Source organism: Protofrankia sp. Cas4 (assembly GCF_963555915.1).
Taxonomy (GTDB): domain Bacteria; phylum Actinomycetota; class Actinomycetes; order Frankiales; family Frankiaceae; genus Protofrankia.
Window position 1 is genome coordinate 23729 of sequence record NZ_CAUVXL010000006.1, and the last position, 20567, is coordinate 44295.

Here is a 20567-nt window from a genome sequence, read left to right on the forward strand (position 1 = left end):
GGCGGCATGAGGCTGGAAGCATACGATCTCAGGGTCGGGAGAAGGCCTGGAGGAGGGGAGGTCGAGATGGGCGTGCTACAGCGCTTCGAACGCCGCCTGGGGGGCCTCGTCGAGGGTGCATTCGCCAAGGTCTTCAAGGGCGGCGTCGAACCGGTCGAAATCGCCAGTGCGCTGGCCCGGGAGACCGACGACCGGCGTGCGGTCAGTTCCAACCGCGTGCTCGTCCCCAACGAGTTCGCAGTCGAGCTCGCCGTGGGTGATTTCACCCGACTCGCCCCTTACACTCAGGCGCTCTGCGACGAGCTGGCCGAGATGGTCCGCGAGCATGCCGCCGAGCAGCGCTACACGTTCGTCGGTCCCGTCAACGTGCGGCTCGCCGAGGCCGAAGACCTCGATGTCGGGGTGTTCCGTATTCGCAGCAGCGTTGCCGCAGCCGACCCCGGCGCTGTGGCCGCTCGACGCGGCCCCGCACGCCCACGATCGAACGCTCCGGGGGCGCCGCGCCTATTGATCTCCATCAAGCCCGGGCCGGAGAGCCGGGCCGCCGGGGAGGAGCGCGAATATCCGTTGGACAGCGAGACCACCGTCATCGGCCGCAGCGTCGAATGTGACATACGTCTCAATGATACGGGGGTTTCCCGCCGGCACGGTGAGGTCCGACGGATGCCGGATGGCCAGTTCGTCTACATCGACCACGGCTCGACCAACGGCAGTATCGTCAACGGCCGCGCGGCCAGCCAGGTGCGGCTCGTCGACGGCGACCAGATCGAACTGGGCGCAACAATCCTCGCCTTCCGCCGGGAGGACCCGCGAGACGTTGACGCGAACCGGGCCACTCGGCGTGTTCCAGCCAGCCCAGCGGGAGCACCAGGCCCGTACCCCCCCGCAGCCGTCCCGCCGGCCACCGCGGCGGCCGATCCGTACGACCGGCCGGCGGACCCCTACCGGGGTGACCCGCGGCACGGCGGTACCCCGGCCGGCTATCCGTCCCCGCCGGCGGACCCGTACCGGGGTGACCCGCGGCACGGCGGTACCCCGGCCGGCTATCCGCCTCCGCCAGCCGACCCGTACCGCGGGGGCGGGGGCGGGGGCGGCCCATACCATGACGATCCTGGACGAGGTGACCCTCGCAGGGACGGTCAGCGCGGCGGGTATCCACCACCGGCGGAGGCCTACCGGGGCGGCGGCCGACCCGAAACCGGCCAACCCGTAGGGGGGCAGCCGACTTCCCCATATGGCGATCCGTATGGTGGCGGTCCGCGCTACGACGACCCCTACGGTGGGAGGGAAGGCCAGCACCGCGGTGGGACAGACCGTCATGACCCGCGTGACCAGCGGGCTACCCGCATACCCGGCCCACCTCAGGTCGGGCCTGGCCCGACCGTGGCCGGCCCTGGGGTTCCCGTCGGCCATCGCCCGCCCTACGATCGTGCAATTTCAGACGGCCAGCGCGACCCGCGACGCGACGTCCGGCCGATTGATCCCGACGACAACATGCACGAGCAGGAGACGTACCGTCCAGATCAGCTTCCCCCCGCCCCGCGCCGGAGCCCACCCCAGCGCGAGCGACCGGCTGGAGCCGCCCCACCACCTCAGACCGATCGCGGCTGGTAGGCCGCTATGAACGGATCCGCACCCAGCAACCTGGTGCTACTTGTCGTTAAAATCAGTTTTTTGGTGCTACTGTGGGCATTTGTCCTCGCCGCTGTCCGGGCCGTCCGGCTGGACGTGTTCGGGCCGACAAAACGCCAACAACAGAACCTTCAGGCGGCAGCACGTCCGCTCCGCCCGACGCCCGCCCGCCAAGCGCCACCAGCTCGACCGCCGAGCAAGCCTCCCAGTCGGCGATCGCGAACACCGAGCAAACTTGTCGTTACTAAGGGTCAACTTGCGGGGACGATGCTTCCACTTGGACCGATGCCTGTCACCATCGGACGGGCACAGGATTCAACTCTGGTCCTGGAGGACGACTTCGCCTCGGCGAGGCATGCAAGACTCGTCCCCCACGACGGCCAGTGGTTCGTCGAAGATCTGGGCTCGACCAATGGCACATACCTCGACCGCACGAAGGTGACCAGTCCCATGCCGGTACCTCTCGGCGCGCCGGTCAGGATCGGGAAAACCGTCCTGGAGCTTCACCGGTGAGCCTTAGGCTTCACTACGCCGTTCGCTCGGACGTCGGCCACGTCCGAGAAGGCAACGAGGATTCCGCCTATGCGGGCTCGCGGCTGGTAGCCGTAGCCGACGGCATGGGCGGACACGCGGCCGGTGAGGTGGCCTCCTCCACCGTGATCTCCCAGCTAGCCGACCTGGACACGGACGTCGGTAGCGGCGAGGTCCTGCACGCGCTGGCGGATTCGGTGGACCAGGCCAACGCCGAGCTGCGCGCAATGGCCAGCGAGGACGGCTCGCTCGAAGGCATGGGCACGACAGTCACCGCGCTGCTGCTGTCGGGAATCAGTCTCGGCGTGCTGCACGTCGGCGATTCACGCGCCTACCTGCTGCGCGAAGGCGTCCTGCGCCAGGTGACCCATGACCACACGCTGGTCCAGGATCTGGTCGACCAGGGACGGATCACCCCCGCGCAGGCCGACACGCATCCACAGCGGTCATTACTGATGCGTGCCCTTGACGGGCGCGACGTCGAGCCGGACCTGTTCATCCAGGACGCGATCACCGGCGACCGGTACCTGCTGTGCACCGACGGTCTGTCCGGGGTCGTGACCGAGGTGACCATCCACGATGCGCTGCTGCTGCCCGGCCCGCAGGATGTCGTCGACAGGCTGGTCGAACTCGCGCTCAAGGGCGGCGGTCCCGACAACATCACGGTCGTCGTCGCCGACGTGGTGGAGGACGATGACGAGGGTGACAACCGCCCGCTGATCGCCGGTGCCGCCGCGGAGAAGCGGATCGTGCCGGGTGCCGCGGCCGCCCGTACCGGCCCGAACCCGCAGTTCCCCGACCACGAGTCACCGGCCGCCAAGGGTGCCAGGATCGGTCGGATCGGCACCCACCGTCGCGACCCGGACCCCGGTGACGCACCCGATGCGGCCTCGGCCCGACGCCATGTCCCCCGGCCGGTACTCGCCGGTCTGTGCGCCGTCGTGCTCCTCGGTGCCGCGGCCCTGGGGGCCTGGTTCTACCTCCACCGGCACTACTACGTGGGTGTGGACGACAACCAGCATGTAGCAATCTTCGAAGGGGTGCCCGGGACCTACGGCGGGATCCCCCCGCACTGGTTCAAGGAGTCCGTGAATCCCGTCATCGCGGTGAGTGATCTCCAAAAGTCCGTAAGCGACGATGTGACCAATGGTCACCCGGTGAGCAGCCTCGGCGAGGCGCGCGCCTTCGTCACGAACCACCTCAGGCAGAGCCTCAAGAGTGTGGCGGCGGACATCACGGGTTCGACCGCGTCGCCGACGCCGTCGGCAACGGCGACACCGACAGCCACTGCGGACGCCGGCCTGACCGGGGAGACGGCCACCGGAATCCCCCAGGCCGGTTCCGGAAACATCACCGCCTCGGTACCGTGCGGCACCACCTCATTGCCCACCTGCGCCCCGTCGCCCGCCGCACCAGGATGACGCCCGCAGGATGACAGGCCTCCCCCCGCTCCGCGGCAAGGCGGTCGACCTCACCGGAACCTTCGCCCGGTCCCCGGTCCCGGCCGGAGCGCAGCTGCCGCCCTATCGCCAGCGGGAGCTGTGGTTACTTCTGTTCGCGGGCCTGCTCGCGACGGCCGCGCTGGCAGCCGTGGTGCTGGCGGTCGACGGGACCATCACCCTGTCGGTCTTCACCTACGGCCTGGGCTTCGGGGCGCTGTGGGGGCTCGCGCACCTCGCGGTACGGCGGTTCGCGCCGGCCGCCGATCCCATCCTGCTGCCGCTTGTCGCGGCCCTCAACGGTCTCGGCCTGGTTATGATCTACCGGCTGGACCTGGCCAGGGCCGCTGCCGCGGTACGGGCCGGTAAACACGTTCCGGCTGGCGCGGCCCAGCTCCAGCTGGTGTGGACGCTGCTCGCTCTCATCGTTTTCGTGCTGGTTCTGGCCGTCGTCCGGGACCACCGGACGCTGTCGCGCTACGCCTACACCGCCGGTCTTGTCGGGTTGGTGTTCCTGCTGCTGCCAGCCATGCCGCTGATCGGAGCGACCATCAACGGCGCCCGACTGTGGCTGCGGATCGGCCCGTTCACCTTCCAACCGAGTGAGATTTCGAAGATCATTCTGATGATCTTCTTCGCCGGCTACCTGGTGAACAAGCGCGACGTCCTCTCGGTGGTCTCCCGATCCTTCCTCGGGATGCACTTCCCGCGCGCCCGCGACCTCGGACCGGTCCTCGTGGCATGGCTGGCGAGCCTCGGTGTCCTGGTCGTCGAGAAGGATCTCGGGTCGTCCCTGCTGTTCTTCGGCATGTTTCTGGTCATCCTCTACGTCGCGACCGAGCGGGCGTCCTGGGTCGTGATCGGGCTCGCTCTGTTCATGCTCGGCGCGGTGCTGTCCTACCAGCTGTTCGGGCACGTCCAGGTCCGGGTGGACGGCTGGCTGCACGCGTTCGACGGTGACAACCCCAGCAACAAATCGTTCCAGCTGGTACAGGGCCTGTTCGGGTTCGCGGCCGGCGGAATCACCGGTACCGGGCTCGGGCAGGGCAGCCCGCAGCGGGTTCCGTTCGCCAACACCGACTTCATCGTCGCGAGCATCGGCGAGGAACTCGGCCTTGCCGGGATCATGGCGATCCTCGTCATCTACGGGCTGGTCGTGACGCGTGGCCTGCGAGCCGCCGTCGGCGCCCGTGACCCGTTCGGCAAGATGCTGGCGACCGGCCTGTCCGCGTCGCTGGCCCTGCAGGTCTTCGTACAGGTCGGAGGCGTCATGCGGCTCATCCCGTTGACCGGTCTGACCCTGCCGTTCATCTCCTATGGAGGATCGTCGATCGTTTCCAACGCCGCCATCATCGCGTTGCTGCTGCGGATCAGTGACTCCTACCGGCGTCCGGCGTCGGCCACGCCAGCCGCGCCGCTGTTCGACCCGACCGCGGTGGCCGACAGCCCGACGCAGGTGGTGAAGACAACATGAACGCACCCATCCGCAAGGTCGCCATCGCGTGTCTGGTGTTGTTCGCCGCGCTGCTGGTCAACGCCAACTGGCTGCAGGCCGAGAACGCCGACACCCTGCGGCACAAGCCCGGCAACGCCCGCCAGATCACCGCACGGCTCGAGCGGGAGCGGGGTTCGATCGCCGTGGCCGGCGGTCAGGCGGTCGCAAGCTCCGTCCCGGTGGACGACGAGTACAAGTTCCAGCGGCAGTACCCGGCCGCGAAGCTCTACTCCAACATCGTCGGCTACTACGGGCTGTACACCTCCGCTGGCCTGGAGCGATCCCAGAACGACTTCCTGTCCGGTGAGGACCAGCGGCTGTTCGTGTCCAAGGTCTCCGACCTGGTAACAGGCCACGAACAGCGGGGTGGGAGCATTGTCACCACGTTGGTCCCGCAGATCCAGCAGGTGGCGACCACCGCGCTCGGCAACCGCAAGGGGGCGGTGGTGGCGCTCGACCCGAGAACAGGCGAAATCCTCGCCATGGTGACCAGCCCGAGCTATGACCCGACGCAGCTGGCCAGCCACAACGACACGACGGCCAGTAAGACCGCCCAGGCGCTCAACACCGACCCTGACAAGCCGCTGCTCAACCGCGCAGCCCAGGAGACGTACCCGCCCGGCTCGACGTTCAAGCTGATCACCGCGGCGGCAGCCCTGACCGCCGGCCACCAGCTCGAGGAGCGCATCGCCGCCCCCGACGCACTTCCGCTGCCGCAGAGCCGGACCGTCCTGCCGAACTTCGCCGGCGAACGCTGCGGCGACGGCGAGACCGACACGCTCATCCACGCCCTGACGATTTCCTGCAACACCGCGTTCGCCAAGCTCGGCATCGACCTCGGTGACGCCGCCCTGCGGGCGCAGGCCGAGGCGTTCGGCTTCAACTCGACCGTGCCCGACTTCCCCCTGGCACAGGTACCGAGCGTGTATCCAACCGCTAAACTCGACGGTGCGCAGACCGCGCAGTCGGCCATCGGGCAGTTCGACGACAAGGTCACGCCGCTGCAGATGGCCCAGGTGGCCGCGGCAATCGGCAACAACGGGGTCATGATGCGGCCCTACCTCGTGTCCGAGCTACTCGGCCCCGACCTGAAGGCAATCAGCCGGACCGAACCCGAGGTCTACAAACGACCGGTCAAACCCGACGTCGCCGCCAACCTGAACACCATGATGCAGAGCGTCGTCACCAGCGGCACCGGCACCAAGGCGCAGATTCCCGGGGTCGCCGTCGCCGGCAAGACCGGCACTGCCGAGCACGGCGACAACGAGCCCCCACACGCCTGGTTCGTCGGCTTCGCCCCGGCGATCAACCCGACCATCGCCGTCGCGGTGATCGTCGAGAGCGGCGGCGGCGAGCTCAGTACGGGCGGCGCGGTGGCCGCACCCGTCGCCCAGCAGGTCATGAAAGCTGCATTGGACGCCCGCCGGTGACACCTCCAGCCCCGCCGGGCTTCGGCGAACCGTACCCCGGTGCCGCGGCACCGGCCAGCCCGCCGCCAGCGCCTGTCGCGCCGGTAGTCGCGCCGGTAGTCGCGCACCCCTTCGGCGGCTCACCACTGGGCACCGTCCTGGACGGCCGGTACCTGCTGGAAGGACGGATCGCCACCGGCGGCATGGGTGAAGTGTGGCGGGGTCTCGACCAGACCCTCGGCCGTCCCGTCGCGGTGAAGCTGCTGCGTCCCGAATACGCCAGCGACGAGTCGTTCCTCGTCCGTTTCCGCGGCGAGGCCCGGCACGCCGCCCGGGTGTCGCACCCGGGCGTGGCGTCGGTCTACGACTACGGCGAAGTCATCGTCCAAGGTAATCATCCGACCGCGTACCTGGTGATGGAACTGGTCGAGGGCGAGCCGCTGTCCGCACTGCTGCACCGGGAGAAGCGCCTGTCCCCCGAGAAGACCCTCGACGTCCTCGGCCAGGCCGCGGACGCCCTGCAGGCGGCGCACGCCCTGGGTGTGGTCCACCGCGACGTCAAGCCCGGCAACCTGCTGTTGCGCACCGACGGCGCGGTCAAGGTCACCGACTTCGGCATCGCCCGCGCGGTCGACGCCGCACCGCTGACCGCCACCGGCATCATGATGGGCACGGCGTACTACGTCTCCCCGGAGCAGGCATCCGGGCGGCCGGTGACACCGGCAAGTGACGTGTACTCCCTGGGCGTGGTCGCCTATGAGTGCCTCGCCGGCCGGCGTCCCTTCGACGACCGCAACCCGATCGTCGTCGTGATGGCGCACCAGCAGGACGAACCTCCGCCGCTGCCGCCCGACGTGCCCGAAGCGGTCCGCGGGCTCGTGCAGGCCGCAATGGCGAAGGATCCGGCCCGCCGGCCGGCGTCCGCCGGCGGGTTCGCACACACCGCCGCCGCGATCCGCCGGAGCCTGTGGAGCGCCGACGCGACCCGCCGGGGCGTCGGCCCGGGGGCCGTGCCGCACCCGGGCTCGGATACCACCGCCAGGCGTCCCGGTCCGGCCGGTAGCCGTGGCGGGCCGGACTTCGCGCCGGGGCAGCCCGCCCGGGAGCGGCCGCCGTCGTGGACCCGCCAGCCGTCCTGGAACACCGGATCCCCCGAGGAGATCCGGTCCCGCTGGGACGCTCGGTCCAGCTGGAATGTGGAGCCCCACAACGGCCAGGCACGTGACCACGGCGCCGTTCGCGGGTCATTCCAGGAAGCGTCCGACGACGGTGCGGGCCCGGCCGGCGGCACCCCATCCGCGCCCTGGGATGCTCGAACCCACACCCCGTCGTCCGCCCCCACCGGCCGGCCGGACGTCGCGCAGTCGGACATCCATGCCTGGCAGCCGTCTCCCGCGAACCGCACCGCGCTCCGGCCGCCCGGTGGACGGGCGGCCCGGCGGCGAGCTGACGGCAGCCACGGCGGCTCGCCGGGCGAGGGCCGACGAAAGCTGTCGCTACCCGTCCTGATTCTCCTTCTGATCGCCACCGTGGCCGTCACCGCGCTGATCACTCGGACGATCGCCGGGAGTAGCGGGTCAGCCACAAGCGCACCGCCGCCGAGCTGGGCGGTGCACGTGCCTCGGGCCGGGGGTGGCATCGTCACCGATGACAGCGTGACCGGGAACGACCGGAAGGGCGAGCACGGGTGGCAGGCGTGACTGAGGTGTTCGGGACCGAGCCCCGCCTGGTGGGTGAGCGCTACGAGCTGGGCGAGATCCTCGGTTACGGCGGTATGGCCGAGGTCTACCGCGGTCGCGACGTGCGGCTCGGGCGCGAGGTCGCGGTCAAGACGCTGCGCGCTGATCTCGCACGCGACGAGACCTTCCTGGCCCGGTTCCGACGCGAGGCGCAGTCGTCCGCGGCGCTCAACCATCCCGCGATCGTGTCCGTCTACGACACCGGCGAAGACCTGATCAACGGCATGACCATTCCGTACATCGTGATGGAGTACGTGGAGGGACGCACCCTGCGCGACGCACTCCAGCGCGAGGGTCGGTTCACCGAACGCCGGGCCATGGAAATCACCTCCGACGTGTGCGCCGCGCTCGACTACAGCCATCGGATGGGCATCATCCACCGGGACATCAAGCCCGCGAACGTGATGCTCTGCCTGGACGGCTCGGTCAAGGTGATGGACTTCGGCATCGCCCGGGCGACCGCTGCCACCGCGTCCCACATGACGCAGACCGCCGCGGTGATCGGCACTGCCCAGTACCTGTCGCCCGAACAGGCGCGTGGGATCCGGGTGGACGCCCGCAGCGATGTCTACTCGACCGGAGTACTGCTCTACGAGCTGCTGACCGGACTGCCACCGTTCCGTGGCGACTCCCCGGTCGCCGTCGCCTACCAGCACGTGCGGGAGAACCCGGCGGCGCCGTCCACCCATGACCGCGACATCACCCCCGATGCCGACGCGATCGTGTTCAAGGCGATGGAAAAGGATCCCGACCGCCGCTACTCCACCGCCGGGGAGATGCGCGACGACCTCGAACGTGCTCTTACCGGCCGGCGCATCTACGCGCCACCGCTCATGGGCGACCAGCTCGCCACCCGGATGAACCCACCCGGGCCGCCAACGGGGACGCAGGTGATCTCCCGTGATCGTGACGCCTACTACGGGGACGACTACCCGGACTCCCGCGACGACCCCTACGGCAAGACGGCATACGGCCAGAACGCCTACGACCAAACCGGCGGCTACAACCGGGCGGGCGGCGGTGGCACCGGTCTGAGCGACGGCGGCCCGGTCGACGCCGGAGCGCCGCCCGAGCCCGAGCGACGGTCGGCCGCCTGGAAGTACATCCTGGCCGGGCTGTCGGTGGTGGCGGTCTTCGTCATCGTCACGTTGATGGCCACCAAATTCCTCGGTGGCAGCTCGACCGCCAACACCGCCAGCGGCACGACGAAGATCCCTGGAAACCTCGTCGGGCAATCGAAGACCGTCGCCGAGAACAACCTCAACAACGCCGGTTTCACCAACATCCGGTCGAATACCGTCCAGGACAATGCGCCAAAGGACCAGGTCACCGCGGTTGATCCGTCTTCGGGCACCACGGTGGCCAAGACCGCGCAGATCACCCTCAGCGTGTCGGCCGGCCCTGGAGCGTTCACCGTGCCGCCGGTGGTCGGTCTCAGCCAGAACGACGCGGTGACTCAGCTGAAGGCGGCCGGGCTCACGCCCAAGGTGACTTCCTTCACCGGTGCGAGCACTCTGAAGCCGGGCTACGTCCAGTCCGCCGACCCCGATGTCGGAACATCGGTGACCTCCGGCGAGACGGTCACCATCTCCGTGGTCAGCCAGCAGATCACCATCCCGGACGTGACGAGCCAACCGCTCGACGCGGCACAGGCCACCCTGGAGGGGTACGGCCTCAAGGTGATCCAGCAGTCCAGGGTGAGCAGTCAGCCGACCGGCACCGTGGTCGCCCAGAGCCCGCCGAGAAGCAGTTCGGTCAGCCGCACGTCGACCGTGACGCTGTATGTCTCACAGCAGCAGCAGACCGAGACCCAGACGCCGACCCAGACGCCGTCAGCGACGCCGTCCAGTAGTCCGTCGCCCTCCCCGAGCGCGACACCGTCGCCGTCGCCGACGGCCGCCTCCCCGACCTCGTCGAGTACCCGGCGCGGACCTTTTCAGTAGTGGGATCGATCGGGCCCAGGGTCAACGGGCCCAGGGTCAACGGGCCCAGGGTCAACGGGCCCAGGGTCAGACGAAGGCCGTCTGACGCAGGGCTTCGACCTCTGCTGACAGCGCCGGCGCCAGCGCGAGCGCCATGTCGTCCCCGCAGACCGACAGCCAACGGGCCAGCAACAGGTGGCCGCCCTGGGTCAGTACCGATTCCGGGTGGAACTGGACGCCTTCCAGCGGCAGGGTCCGATGGCGCATCGCCATGACCACACCGCTCTCGGTACGCGCGGTCACCTCGATCTCGTCCGGCAGCGTTGCGGCATCCACCGCGAGCGAGTGATAACGCGTCGCGACAAACGGTGACGGCAGGTCCGCCAGCACACCGGTGCCGGCGTGCTGGACCACCGACGTCTTGCCGTGCAGCAGCTCGGGCGCCCGGTCGACCGTGGCCCCGAACGCCACCCCGAGCGCCTGATGGCCCAGGCACACCCCGAGCATCGGGACGCCGGCCGCCGCGCACGCGCGCACCATCGGGACGCTCACCCCGGCCGCCTCCGGCGTTCCCGGCCCGGGTGAGACCAGCACCCCGGCGACACCGAGCGCGACAAGATCGTCAACGTCGACCTCGTCGTTGCGGCGGACGACGCTGTCCGCGCCGAGCTGGCCGAGATACTGCACCAGGTTGAACACGAACGAGTCGTAGTTGTCGACAACCAGGATCCGCATCTGCCTGTCCCCTCCGCCTATCCCTATCCGGAACCGGCCGGATGCTCCGGCGGATCGCGGCGACGCCGCTCGACCATAGTGACAACCAGCAGGGCTTCAGCCGCCGGCAGCGTCCGGATCCGGCTTGCCCGTCCCGACGTCGGCCTTCTCCGCATCCCGCAGCGCCCTGCGCAGGACCTTGCCAATTCCGATCTTCGGCAGTGGCTCGGTCCGAAATTCGAAGATCTTGGGAACCTTGTATGCGGACAGCTCCTTGGCTGCGTGTGCCCGCACCTCGTCGACGGTGAGCGACGCACCGGACCGCAGCACCAGAAAGGCCTTGACCGTCTCACCACGGTAGGCGTCCGGGACGCCGATCACGGCGACCTCGGCGACCTCGGGTATCGCCAACAGGACCTCCTCGATCTCGGTCGGGTAAATGTTGAATCCACCCGCAATAATGATCTCCTTCTTCCGGTCGACGATCTCGAACCAGCCATCGGCGTCCATCCGCGCGATGTCACCGGTGAGGATCCAGCCATCCTCGGTCAGCGTCGCTTTGGTGGCCTCCGGGTTCTCCCAGTAGCCGGCGAACACCTGCGGACCCCGCACCAGCAACTCACCGGGTTCGCCCACCGGCACTTCCCGGGTGGGGTCGTCCCTGTCGACGATTTTCGCTTCGGTGGACGGGACGGGCAGCCCGATCCATCCCGGGCGTGTCGTACCTCCCAACGGACCGGCGTGGGTCAACGGTGACGTCTCGGTCATGCCGTATCCCTCGACGACCGGCATACCGGTCGCGGCCTCCCAACGCCGCTGAAGATCGGCGGGGAGTTTCATCGCGCCGGACAGGCAGCCCCGCAGCGAGGTGAGGTCGACGCTCCGCGCCCGTGGGTTGTCCAACAGGGCCTGATAAATAGGCGGAACGCCCGGGAAAAGCGTCGGACGGTGCCTGACGATGGCGTCGAATACCATGGTCACGTCAAACTTCGGCAGCAGGACGACGTGCGCACCGAGCACCATTCCCTGAATCAGGCACAGCGTCATGCCGTAGGCGTGGAACATCGGCAGTACCGCAATAATCACCTCGTGGCCGAGGCGGGCGTCGACGATCCAGGCCCGACCCTGCTCGCCATTCGTGACGAGATTTCGGTGGGTCAGCATCGCGCCTTTGGCCGTTCCGGTCGTTCCCGTGGTGTACAGCAGGACTGCGACGTCGGACGGGGCTGCCTGGGCCGAGGTGCTCACCGGCTCGGCCCGGCCGGTCCTCAGCACGTCCAGGAATGCGTGTGCCCGGGCGTCCGCAGGCAGGTCCGTCACAATCTCGGCACGCCTGCGCCGCGCCTTGGCGATGGGTAGCCGCAGCAGCAGCTGGTCCTTTTTCGGCAGGAAGTCCGGAATCGAGGTGGAGATGACCTCGCGCACCCTGGTCCGGCCGGATCGGCGGGCCGCCTCAACCGCCGCGTAGGTCCGGTCGAGGCAGATCACGTACTCCGCTCCGCAGTCGGCGAGCTGGTGGGTGAGTTCGGCCTCGGTATAGAGGGGATTCGCCTCGGCCACAATTGCGCCGAGCCGTACCGCCGCCTGGAAAGCGATCACGTGCTGCGGACAGTTCGGCAGGATCAGCGCTACCCGGTCACCCACCCGGACGCCCAACTTTACAAGGCCGCCGGCAAATGCCCCGACCTGTTCGTCGAGGACGCTGTAGGTCGTGGTAGTACCAAAGAAGGAAATCGCCGGACTTGTCGGAAACCTGGCCACGACATTCTCGAACAACTGCCCCAACGTGATATCAGGGACCTCGACCTCCCTGGGGACACCCTCGACATACGACGACTGCCACGGCCTGTCAGCATAGGTGGTGGATTCGGTCATGACGGTCTCCCGCTCGGTTGTCGATCCACCTGGCATCGCGGGCACACTCCTAGTCAGTTTGCGGTTGAGCGTCATTCTGGCAAGGAAACGAACGGGAAACAGCTCGGAGCTCCCGGCGACAGGGACGCGGCAGGTAGGGCGGCAGCGGGAGTGCCCACCGTGGATGCCGGGGAGTCGCCGGCATCCTGGGCGCCGGCCGGACCGGCCCGCCTTCAGAGATCGTGCCGACCTGGCCGACCTGGCCGAACGTGTCCGACTTGGCCGAACGTGTCCGACTGTACGGACCTGGCCGGACACGTTCGCAATGGCCCGTTCGGCCAGGCGTGAGCCCGGGCCTGTCTACCCTGTGGGACAGGTGGTCCGCAGTATCCCGGCCGATGCCCTCGGCCGGGATGGCCCCGGCCAGCCCACGAAGGTCGTCACGGTCCTCAAGGAGCCTCGAAGTGCCCGTTTCCCGGCGTCGCAAGAAGAAGTCGACCACGTCACCACCGCAGGTCGCCCAGGTCCGCAAGCACAAGCCGCCGTCGCCGCCGTGGGTGGGCGTAATGATCTTGGCGCTCTTCGCGATCGGAGTCATCTGGCTGTTGGTCTACTACTTCTCCAACGGCAACGTCCCCGGACTGGACAGTCTAGGCGCCTGGAACATCCTGATTGGGTTCGGTTTTGTCGTGGTTGGCCTTGGAGTGGCTACCCAGTGGCGGTAGCGCATACCAGTGGTGTTCCCAAAGAGTTCCACGGCTGTCATTCATCCCCAACAGTTGTCCACAATGTGGATATCGCACTGTGGTGGCTCACAGCTTGCACCCGCGACCTGCCGATCATCGCGGTAAGCAACAAAAGCGTTACGCGGAGCACCGGACTCACGGGGTACCGGGCTCAAGGTCCGCTGGTGTGAGGCCGGTGGCCCCTGAGCCCTCCTCGGCCCGAATCACGTGCATGACCGCGTTGATGAGGGCTAGGTGGGTGAACGCCTGCGGAAAGTTCCCCAGATGCCGGCCGGTGCTCGGGTCGAGCTCTTCGGCGTAGAGATCCAGCGGGCTCGCGAAGCTCAGCAGCCGCTCGCAGTGCTGCCGGGCGGCGACCACCTCGCCGATCTCCACCAGGGCGGACACCAACCAGTAGGAGCACATCAGGAAGGCGCCCTCCTCCCCCACCAGTCCATCGTCGGTCTCCTCGACCCGATACCGCAGGACGAGACCGTCGACCGTGAGCTCCGCGGCGATCGCGAGGATGGTGGCCCGCACGCGCGGATCGTCCGGCGGCAGGAATCCCAGCAATGGCATGAGCAGCAGCGAGGCATCCAACGGCTTCGCGTTGTAGCACTGGGTGAACACCCCCCGCTCGTCGAGACCATTCGCGCACACGTCGGCATGGATCTCGTCGGCAACAGCGGCCCAACGGTCCGCGGTCTTCGAATCCCCGCGCATCGCCGCCAGCCGCCGGCCACGGTCGACGGCAACCCAGCACATCACTTTCGAGGACGTGAAGTGCCGCAGCTGCCCGCGCACCTCCCAGATGCCGCAATCAGGCTCCCGCCAGTGTTCGGCTGCGGTGTCGACCAGCTTGACCAGCACCGGCCACAGGCGCTCGGAGAGGTAGTCCCGTGACCGGGTATGGAGGTAGACCGAGTCGAGGATCGCACCCCAGAGATCATGCTGGCGCTGGGAGAACGCGGCATTGCCGACCCGGACCGGAAATGCCCCCTCATAACCGGACAAATGCCCAAGCACCCGCTCATTCAGCCGACTTTCGCCGCCGACGCCATACATGATCTGCAAGTCGTCACCGTTCTCGCAGACGTCCGCGATGAACGAGAAGAAGTCATTCGCCTCGGAATCGAGGCCCAGGGTGTAAAGACCCCACAGGGTGAACGTGGAGTCACGGATCCAGCTGTACCGGTAGTCCCAGTTGCGTTCGCCCTGCGGCGTCTCCGGCAGAGATGTGGTGGACGCCGCGAGCAGCGCACCGGTGGGGGCGTAGGTCAGGCCCTTGAGCGCCAGTGCGCTGCGCTGCAGATGCTGGCGCCACGGGTGGTCCGGGAAGACGCCACGCGAGAGCCACTGCCGCCAGAACGCGGTTGTCCGCGCCACCGCCGCCACCGCCTCCGTGTAGCTACCCGGCAGGAACGGGTCGCTCGCCCGCCAGGTCAGGGCGACGAATGCGGTTCCGCCTTCGGTCAGGGTGGTTCGGGCATGCGCCCGGCGTCCGTCGAAGCCCAGGCGCAGGTCGGTGCGCAGTCGCAGGGTCAGGTCGCCATGCTGCCCGGCATGAGGGTCGGTATGGCCCGAATCAGCCTCCTTCCCATTACTAACAGTTACAGCACTGCCGTAGTCCGCAGCCTCATATGCCCAGCCGGCCGGGCGGCAACCATAGTCGAAGTTCGGCTCGCACAGCAGCGTCAGGTCGACCGAGCCGTGCTCGCAGCGGGCGAGCCGGAGCAGGACATGTTCGGCGTCCCAGTCGGTCGGCGTGCGCCGGTGGGTGTTGGACCGCTGCGCTGTGCGGTGCCAACGTCCGACAATCAGACAGTCGGTGACGATGAGCCAGCCGTTTGGCGTCTGCCAGGTCGTCTCCAGGATGTTGGTACCCGGCAGGTAACGACGCCCAGCTGGGATCATCGTCCGGTCAGGTCCGAACCGAAAGCCGCCTGCGGACCGGTCGAGGATCGCGCCGAAAACCGACGGAGCGTCCGGCCGTGGCAGGCACATCCACTCGATGTTGCCGCTCGGCGCGACCAGAGCGGTGGTCTCACAGTCGGAGAGGAAGGCGTACTCGGCGATGGGTGGGAACGGGCTCGTACTGCCACGCCTCGTCGGTGATGATTGCACGTTCACTCTCCTCCTGCGTCCACGCACCCCACCGGACGGGACGCGCCGGACATCGAACAGGCCGTCATCTGACGTGACGGCAAGACAGCGGATAGTAACCGTCATGAAGATGAGGCCCGCGCAGGCCGCGCCCACGGACGGAGATCGGGATCCCGTGCCCGACCCGGCCGGCCAACCAGTGGTCGGGATGTGCTGTGCTGGGTGACATGCGGGACGACGAATTCGGTGCCGACGAAGGTGGTGCCGACGAAGGTGGTGCCGATCAAGCCGGTATCGATGGGATCATCGACTCTCACATCTGGTCACCGCCGTGGTGGCGAGTGATCGTCTATGCGGCGGCCGGCATGGTGGTGCTCGCGGTCGCGGCGATCGGCTCTCTCGCGTTCCGGCTTGGTTCACTGGACGGCCCAGGCCGCCTACTGGTGGCGATCGGCGGGGCCGGCCTGATCGTACTGGCCGTACGGGACGCCCTCGCCCGGCCCGCACTTCGGGTGGACGACGGTGGCATCGACCTGGTGGACGGGATCCACCGGCTGCATCTACCCTGGGCCGCTGTACTGCGGGTACGGGCCGACATCCTCACCCACAACCGTCGCGGCGTGCACATACGCGTTCTCACTGTCGAGACGCTTGACGGCCCCCTGCTACTGAGCCGTCGCCAGCTCGGCACCGAACCCGAGCGGGTCGCCGCAGCCGTGGAGGCGGTCCGCCGTCGCCACGGCTGACACATCTGACACATCTGACACATCCGCTACCGGACGAACACCGCCGGCGGCGGCGCGCAGCAGGTGCGCACATCGGGCATCCGTCATACGCGCGTCATACGCCCACGACCGCGGCTACGAGCAGTGCGGCGAGAACGCCGCCCACGGCAAGCGTCTGCAGCCAGACCCGACGCGGTGGGATGTAGGCGTACACCATGCCGACCACCAGACCGGTCACGAGGCCACCGATATGCCCCCACTTGTCGATCCCACTGATAGTGAAACTGATAATCAGATTGATGCCGACGACAACGAGGATCGCCGACGTGTCCGCCTGCAGCCGCCTGGCGATCACGTAGTAGGCCGCGAAGAACCCGAACACCGCGGTGGACGCCCCGACCGAGTAGGTGCTCCAACCATTGATCAAATAGCTGAGCGTGTTCCCACCGACGGCGCACACCACAAACAGCGCAAGGTAGCGCACCCGGCCGAGAATCTGCTCCAGCTGGTATCCGAGCAGGTAGAGCGCGTACATGTTGAGCAGGATGTGCAGGATGCTCGCGTGTAGGAACGCGGCGGTCAGTAACCGGTAGTACTCGCCGTTGACCTCCATGGCCAGCCCGTTGAGCGCAAAGTCCCGGGTGAAGGCGTTGTCCACACCGCCGCCGAGCCCCGGCAGTCCCTGGAGGATGTACGCGGCCACGCACATCCCGATGAGCACCAGGGTGACCAGCCCGGGACGTCCCTGCACCGCCCGTCCGCCGAGCCGGGTACCCGGTCGCCGGGAGGAACCACCGGCGCGGCGGCCGTGCGCGCCGGCATCTTCCGGGCAGTGGAACCCGACGTCCGCGGGACGCATGCAGTCGGGGCAGATCGCGCGTCCGCACCGCTGGCAGGACACGTACGTCTCGCGATCATGGTGTCGGTAGCAGCGCGGGACGATCGGATGTTCGCTACCGCGTCCCGGCGGGCCGCCCGCGGGCTGGGCGGTTGGCGTCCAGCCATCCGCCGGACCAGCCTGCCCGACCACGGGACGCCAGCCGCCGGGCTCCGATGGTTGTCCGGTCGGCTGACCGGGACCGACGGGCTTGCCGGCCGAGGCGGCAGATCCGCCGTTCGGCTCCGACTCCGACTCCGACCACGGTGAGTTCGTCACGCCGGCCCCGACCTGTGCCCCGCGCCGACTCAGACCGTACGACGTTCGACGACGACCTGGCGTACCACGACGTCGGTGGCGGGGCGGTCCTGTGCACCCGTCGACGCCTTGCTGATCGCGTCCACGATCTCAGTGCCACGCATTACCTCACCGAAGATCGTGTGCTTGCGGTCCAGCCACGTCGTCGGCGCCACGGTGATGAAGAACTGGGAGCCGTTGGTACCCGGACCCGAATTCGCCATCGCGAGCAGATACGGGCGGGAGAAACGCAGATCCGGGTGGAACTCGTCGGCAAACTTGTAGCCTGGGCCACCGCGGCCGCTTCCCAACGGGTCACCGCCTTGGATCATGAAATCCGGGATCACCCGGTGAAAGATCGTTCCGTCGTACAGGGGGGTCGTCTGCTTCTCGCCCGTCCGCGGGTCGGTCCACTCCCGCGTGCCGGTGGCGAGACCAACGAAGTTCGCGACCGTCTTCGGCGCGTGGTTCTCGAACAGCAAGATCTCAACGTCACCCTGAGTCGTCTTCAGGGTGGCGTACAGCTCCTCGGCCATGAGCCTTCTCTTCCGTCGTGTCGGTAGTGGCTGATCGCTGGTGGCTGCGGGTGTCGCACCGCGGGTCCAACGACCGCCGTGGTCTCGATACTCCGCCGATCGTATGCGTCTGGGGCCCGACCGAAGGCGGCGCGATCGTCATTCCCGCGCCGCCGCAGGCCCCAGTAGACACAGCCGAAGGCGGCGCGATCGTCATTCCCGCGCCGGCCGGGGCGGCCCACGACATGCCGGCATCTGTTGCCAGGCGCGCTTACCCGCCCGGCAGATGACGGTTGGTGACCGCATGTTCCGGAAGGTCATGTTCCGGACAGCCACGTTCGGGAAGGCCCACGGTGTAGGCGGCCGGGGCGTGTTCCGGCACGGCCGGGCGCACCGGGCGCACCGGGCGCACCCGCTCGTAGGGTGCCCCGATCGCTGGGCGCCGGTCGGGTTCGCCCTTGTTCGGCCACAGCGAGATCGCGCGTTCGGCCTGCGCCACGATCGTCAGTGACGGATTGACCCCCAGATTGGCCGCGACCGCCGCACCGTCCACCACATGCAGGCCGTTATATCCGAAGATTCGCTGGTAGGGATCAATGACCCCGCTGGCCGGGGAATCTCCGATCGGGGCACCACCGAGGATGTGTGCGGTCAGCGGAATGTCGAAGACCTCCGTCAGCGTGCCACCGGGAAACCCGCCGATACGCCTGGCGATGCGCCTGGTCGCGTCGTTGCCGGCCGGAATCCAGCTTGGGTTCGGCTCACCGTGACCCTGCCTGCTGGTGAGTCTGGCGCGGCCGAACCGACCCCGCCGTCGGGTGACTGTGAGCGAATTGTCCCGCGATTGCATGACCAGTGAAATCATGGCACGTTCCGACCATCGCCACGGCATCGGCGCCGAAAGCAGCGACAACGGATGCCGCAGCGCTGCTCGTACAAACATGACCCATCGCGGCATCCGATGATCGCCGTCGGTCATGAGAGTGGCCAGCAAGGCCATCGCGTTACTACCCCGGCCGTAACGGACCGGCTCGATATGGGTGTCCGGGGCCGGGTAGAACGAGGACGTGATCGCGACCCCGCGGGTGATCCGGCTGTCCGGCCGGAATCTGGTGGCTCCGATGATTGATTCTGAATTCGTGCGGGTAAGCTCGCCGACCCGGGGCGACAGCGCCGGCAGCACGCCGGTATCCCGCATGGTGAGCAGGAGCCGAACTGTGCCGAGGACTCCACCCGCGAACACCACCTGGCCCGCATGCCACGTCTGCCGGCCCCGACGGACCCAGGATCCCGTGCGGACCGTACTGACCTCGTACCCGCCTGCCGGCAACGGACGGACAGCTTCGACCTGAGTGTCGGGAACAACCTGGACGCCGAGCTTCTCAGCCAGGTAGAGATAATTGTAGTCAAGGGTGTTCTTGGCGTTCCAGCGACAGCCGGTCATGCATTCACCACATTCACGACAGCCGGTACGGGTGGGCCCGACACCACCGAAGTAGGGATCCGCGACCTCGACCCCGGGCTCCTTGCCGCCGGCCCGGCCGAAAAAAACGCCCACATCCGCCAGGCGGAACGTATGGCCGACGCCCATTTCCTCGGCAACCGCCCGATATACCTCGTCGGTATGGGTGACCGTCGGGTTTGACACCACCCCGAGCATTCGTTCAGCCTGGTCGTAGTAGGGCGCCAGCTCGTGGCGCCAATCGGTTATATGACCCCATTGGCGGTCGGTGTAGAAGGCTGCGAGCGGGCGGTACAGCGTGTTCGCGTATACCACTGATCCACCCCCGACGGCTGCTCCTGAAAGAACCAGGACGCGGCCGAGCATGGTAATTTTCTGAAATCCGTGACAACCTAGTCGAGGTGCCCACAGATAGCGGCGGATGTTCCAGTTGGTGCGCGGGAGAGAATCCGGATTGAATCGCCGGCCAGCCTCCAGAACAATGACGCGGTAGCCCTTTTCCGCGAGCCGGAGAGCCGCGACGCTCCCACCGAAGCCGGAGCCGATGACAATCACGTCGGAGGCCTGCTCCTCGATCCCACGGCACGCCGGGGTGGTCCGTGCGGCCCGATCCTCGGTCGCGCTCTCCGGTTCCGTGCGCTGCGCGCCCCTGCCCCCAGCTGTGGCCTGGCGTGTCTGGGCCTGGCGTGTCTGGGCCTGGCGTGTCTGGGCCTGGCGTGTCCTGGTCGCCCGTGCCGCGTTGCCCCTGAACATGGCCGCTCCCGCCGCGCTTCCCGAAGGTCCAGGTCCCGAACGCCCCCGGTAGCCCATCATCGTCATCTCGAGGCCGGAGGCAATGCGCCGCGGCGGGTGCGCCCTGATCCGGTTAAGAACGACCGGCCATAGGGACGCGGCGTCACGGGGCTAGCTGCACACCTTTCCGTATCATTCCCCGTCCATCGCCGCACGATGCACGGGTACCCCGGCTCGTCGAGCGCCACCCACAACCAGGGCGACTCCCTGCTCGCACCTCGCGATCTACGTACTCCGGCCCCAATTCTTGATCCACACCCCTACTGCCGAGCGCTCTCAGACGCTGGCACCCAAGGGAATTCTGATCGCCTGGCGGGGTGGAAATGTCGGACCAGA

Annotated in this window: 16 protein-coding genes; 10 read left to right on the top strand and 6 right to left on the bottom strand. The window is 68.0% G+C overall.

The window, feature by feature from the left end:
- The first annotated feature begins 66 nt into the window (after positions 1–66).
- Genes U9979_RS00420 through pknB form a run of 7 tightly spaced genes read left to right on the top strand, consistent with a single transcriptional unit; the run spans position 67 to position 10188 of the window.
- Entirely contained in the window at positions 67–1614 is a 1548-nt protein-coding gene (locus U9979_RS00420) for an FhaA domain-containing protein (protein WP_322777782.1), read from the top strand.
- A gap of 6 nt (positions 1615–1620) precedes the next feature.
- Positions 1621–2145, top strand: coding sequence for an FHA domain-containing protein (locus U9979_RS00425; RefSeq protein ID WP_322755489.1), 525 nt, complete (start codon positions 1621–1623; stop codon positions 2143–2145).
- Positions 2142–3584: a PP2C family serine/threonine-protein phosphatase gene (locus U9979_RS00430; protein ID WP_322777783.1), complete on the top strand. Its 1443-nt coding sequence runs from the start codon at positions 2142–2144 to the stop codon at positions 3582–3584. Before U9979_RS00425 ends, U9979_RS00430 begins: the two co-directional genes overlap by 4 nt.
- A 10-nt stretch (positions 3585–3594) precedes the next feature.
- On the top strand, positions 3595–5076 hold the full coding sequence (locus tag U9979_RS00435) for an FtsW/RodA/SpoVE family cell cycle protein (RefSeq protein ID WP_322777784.1): 1482 nt from the start codon (positions 3595–3597) through the stop codon (positions 5074–5076).
- Positions 5073–6527, top strand: coding sequence for a penicillin-binding protein 2 (locus U9979_RS00440; RefSeq protein WP_322777785.1), 1455 nt, complete (start codon positions 5073–5075; stop codon positions 6525–6527). Before U9979_RS00435 ends, U9979_RS00440 begins: the two co-directional genes overlap by 4 nt.
- Positions 6524–8206, top strand: a complete 1683-nt coding sequence (locus U9979_RS00445) for a protein kinase domain-containing protein (protein ID WP_322777786.1) — start codon at positions 6524–6526, stop codon at positions 8204–8206. The genes U9979_RS00440 and U9979_RS00445 overlap by 4 nt, the downstream gene beginning before the upstream one ends.
- Positions 8203–10188 (top strand): Stk1 family PASTA domain-containing Ser/Thr kinase, encoded by a 1986-nt coding sequence (gene pknB, locus U9979_RS00450; protein ID WP_322777787.1) that lies wholly within the window; start codon positions 8203–8205, stop codon positions 10186–10188. The genes U9979_RS00445 and pknB overlap by 4 nt, the downstream gene beginning before the upstream one ends.
- 66 nt (positions 10189–10254) lie before the next feature.
- On the opposite strand, the gene U9979_RS00455 is transcribed toward pknB, so the two are convergent.
- The gene (locus tag U9979_RS00455; protein ID WP_322749466.1) at positions 10255–10902 is read right to left on the bottom strand and encodes an aminodeoxychorismate/anthranilate synthase component II; all 648 of its coding nucleotides are present in this window, start codon (positions 10900–10902) and stop codon (positions 10255–10257) included.
- A 96-nt stretch (positions 10903–10998) separates the two neighbouring features.
- Positions 10999–12756 (bottom strand): AMP-binding protein, encoded by a 1758-nt coding sequence (locus tag U9979_RS00460; RefSeq protein ID WP_322767391.1) that lies wholly within the window; start codon positions 12754–12756, stop codon positions 10999–11001.
- A 443-nt stretch (positions 12757–13199) separates the two neighbouring features.
- On the opposite strand from U9979_RS00460, the gene U9979_RS00465 reads away from it, so the two are divergent.
- Positions 13200–13460 (top strand): cell division protein CrgA, encoded by a 261-nt coding sequence (locus tag U9979_RS00465; RefSeq protein ID WP_322777788.1) that lies wholly within the window; start codon positions 13200–13202, stop codon positions 13458–13460.
- 156 nt (positions 13461–13616) lie between these two features.
- Here U9979_RS00465 and U9979_RS00470 read toward each other — a convergent pair whose 3' ends face one another.
- On the bottom strand, positions 13617–15584 hold the full coding sequence (locus U9979_RS00470; protein WP_322777789.1) for a glycoside hydrolase family 15 protein: 1968 nt from the start codon (positions 15582–15584) through the stop codon (positions 13617–13619).
- A gap of 194 nt (positions 15585–15778) precedes the next feature.
- Between U9979_RS00470 and U9979_RS00475 the strand changes: the two genes are divergently transcribed.
- A complete protein-coding gene (locus tag U9979_RS00475) occupies positions 15779–16309 on the top strand; it encodes a PH domain-containing protein (protein ID WP_322777790.1) in 531 nt (176 codons plus the stop codon).
- Positions 16310–16403: 94 nt separating this feature from the next.
- Here the strand turns inward: U9979_RS00475 and U9979_RS00480 are convergent, their stop codons facing one another.
- From U9979_RS00480 to U9979_RS00490, 3 genes are all read right to left on the bottom strand, one after another.
- The gene (locus U9979_RS00480) at positions 16404–17444 is read right to left on the bottom strand and encodes a rhomboid family intramembrane serine protease (RefSeq protein ID WP_322777791.1); all 1041 of its coding nucleotides are present in this window, start codon (positions 17442–17444) and stop codon (positions 16404–16406) included.
- Between the two features lie 29 nt (positions 17445–17473).
- Positions 17474–17998 (bottom strand): peptidylprolyl isomerase, encoded by a 525-nt coding sequence (locus tag U9979_RS00485; RefSeq protein WP_322777792.1) that lies wholly within the window; start codon positions 17996–17998, stop codon positions 17474–17476.
- A 250-nt stretch (positions 17999–18248) separates the two neighbouring features.
- A complete protein-coding gene (locus U9979_RS00490) occupies positions 18249–19994 on the bottom strand; it encodes a GMC family oxidoreductase (protein WP_322777793.1) in 1746 nt (581 codons plus the stop codon).
- Between U9979_RS00490 and U9979_RS00495 the strand changes: the two genes are divergently transcribed.
- Positions 19984–20244, top strand: coding sequence for a hypothetical protein (locus U9979_RS00495; protein ID WP_322777794.1), 261 nt, complete (start codon positions 19984–19986; stop codon positions 20242–20244). The two genes, U9979_RS00490 and U9979_RS00495, sit on opposite strands and share 11 nt — an antisense overlap.
- Positions 20245–20567: the final 323 nt, after the last annotated feature.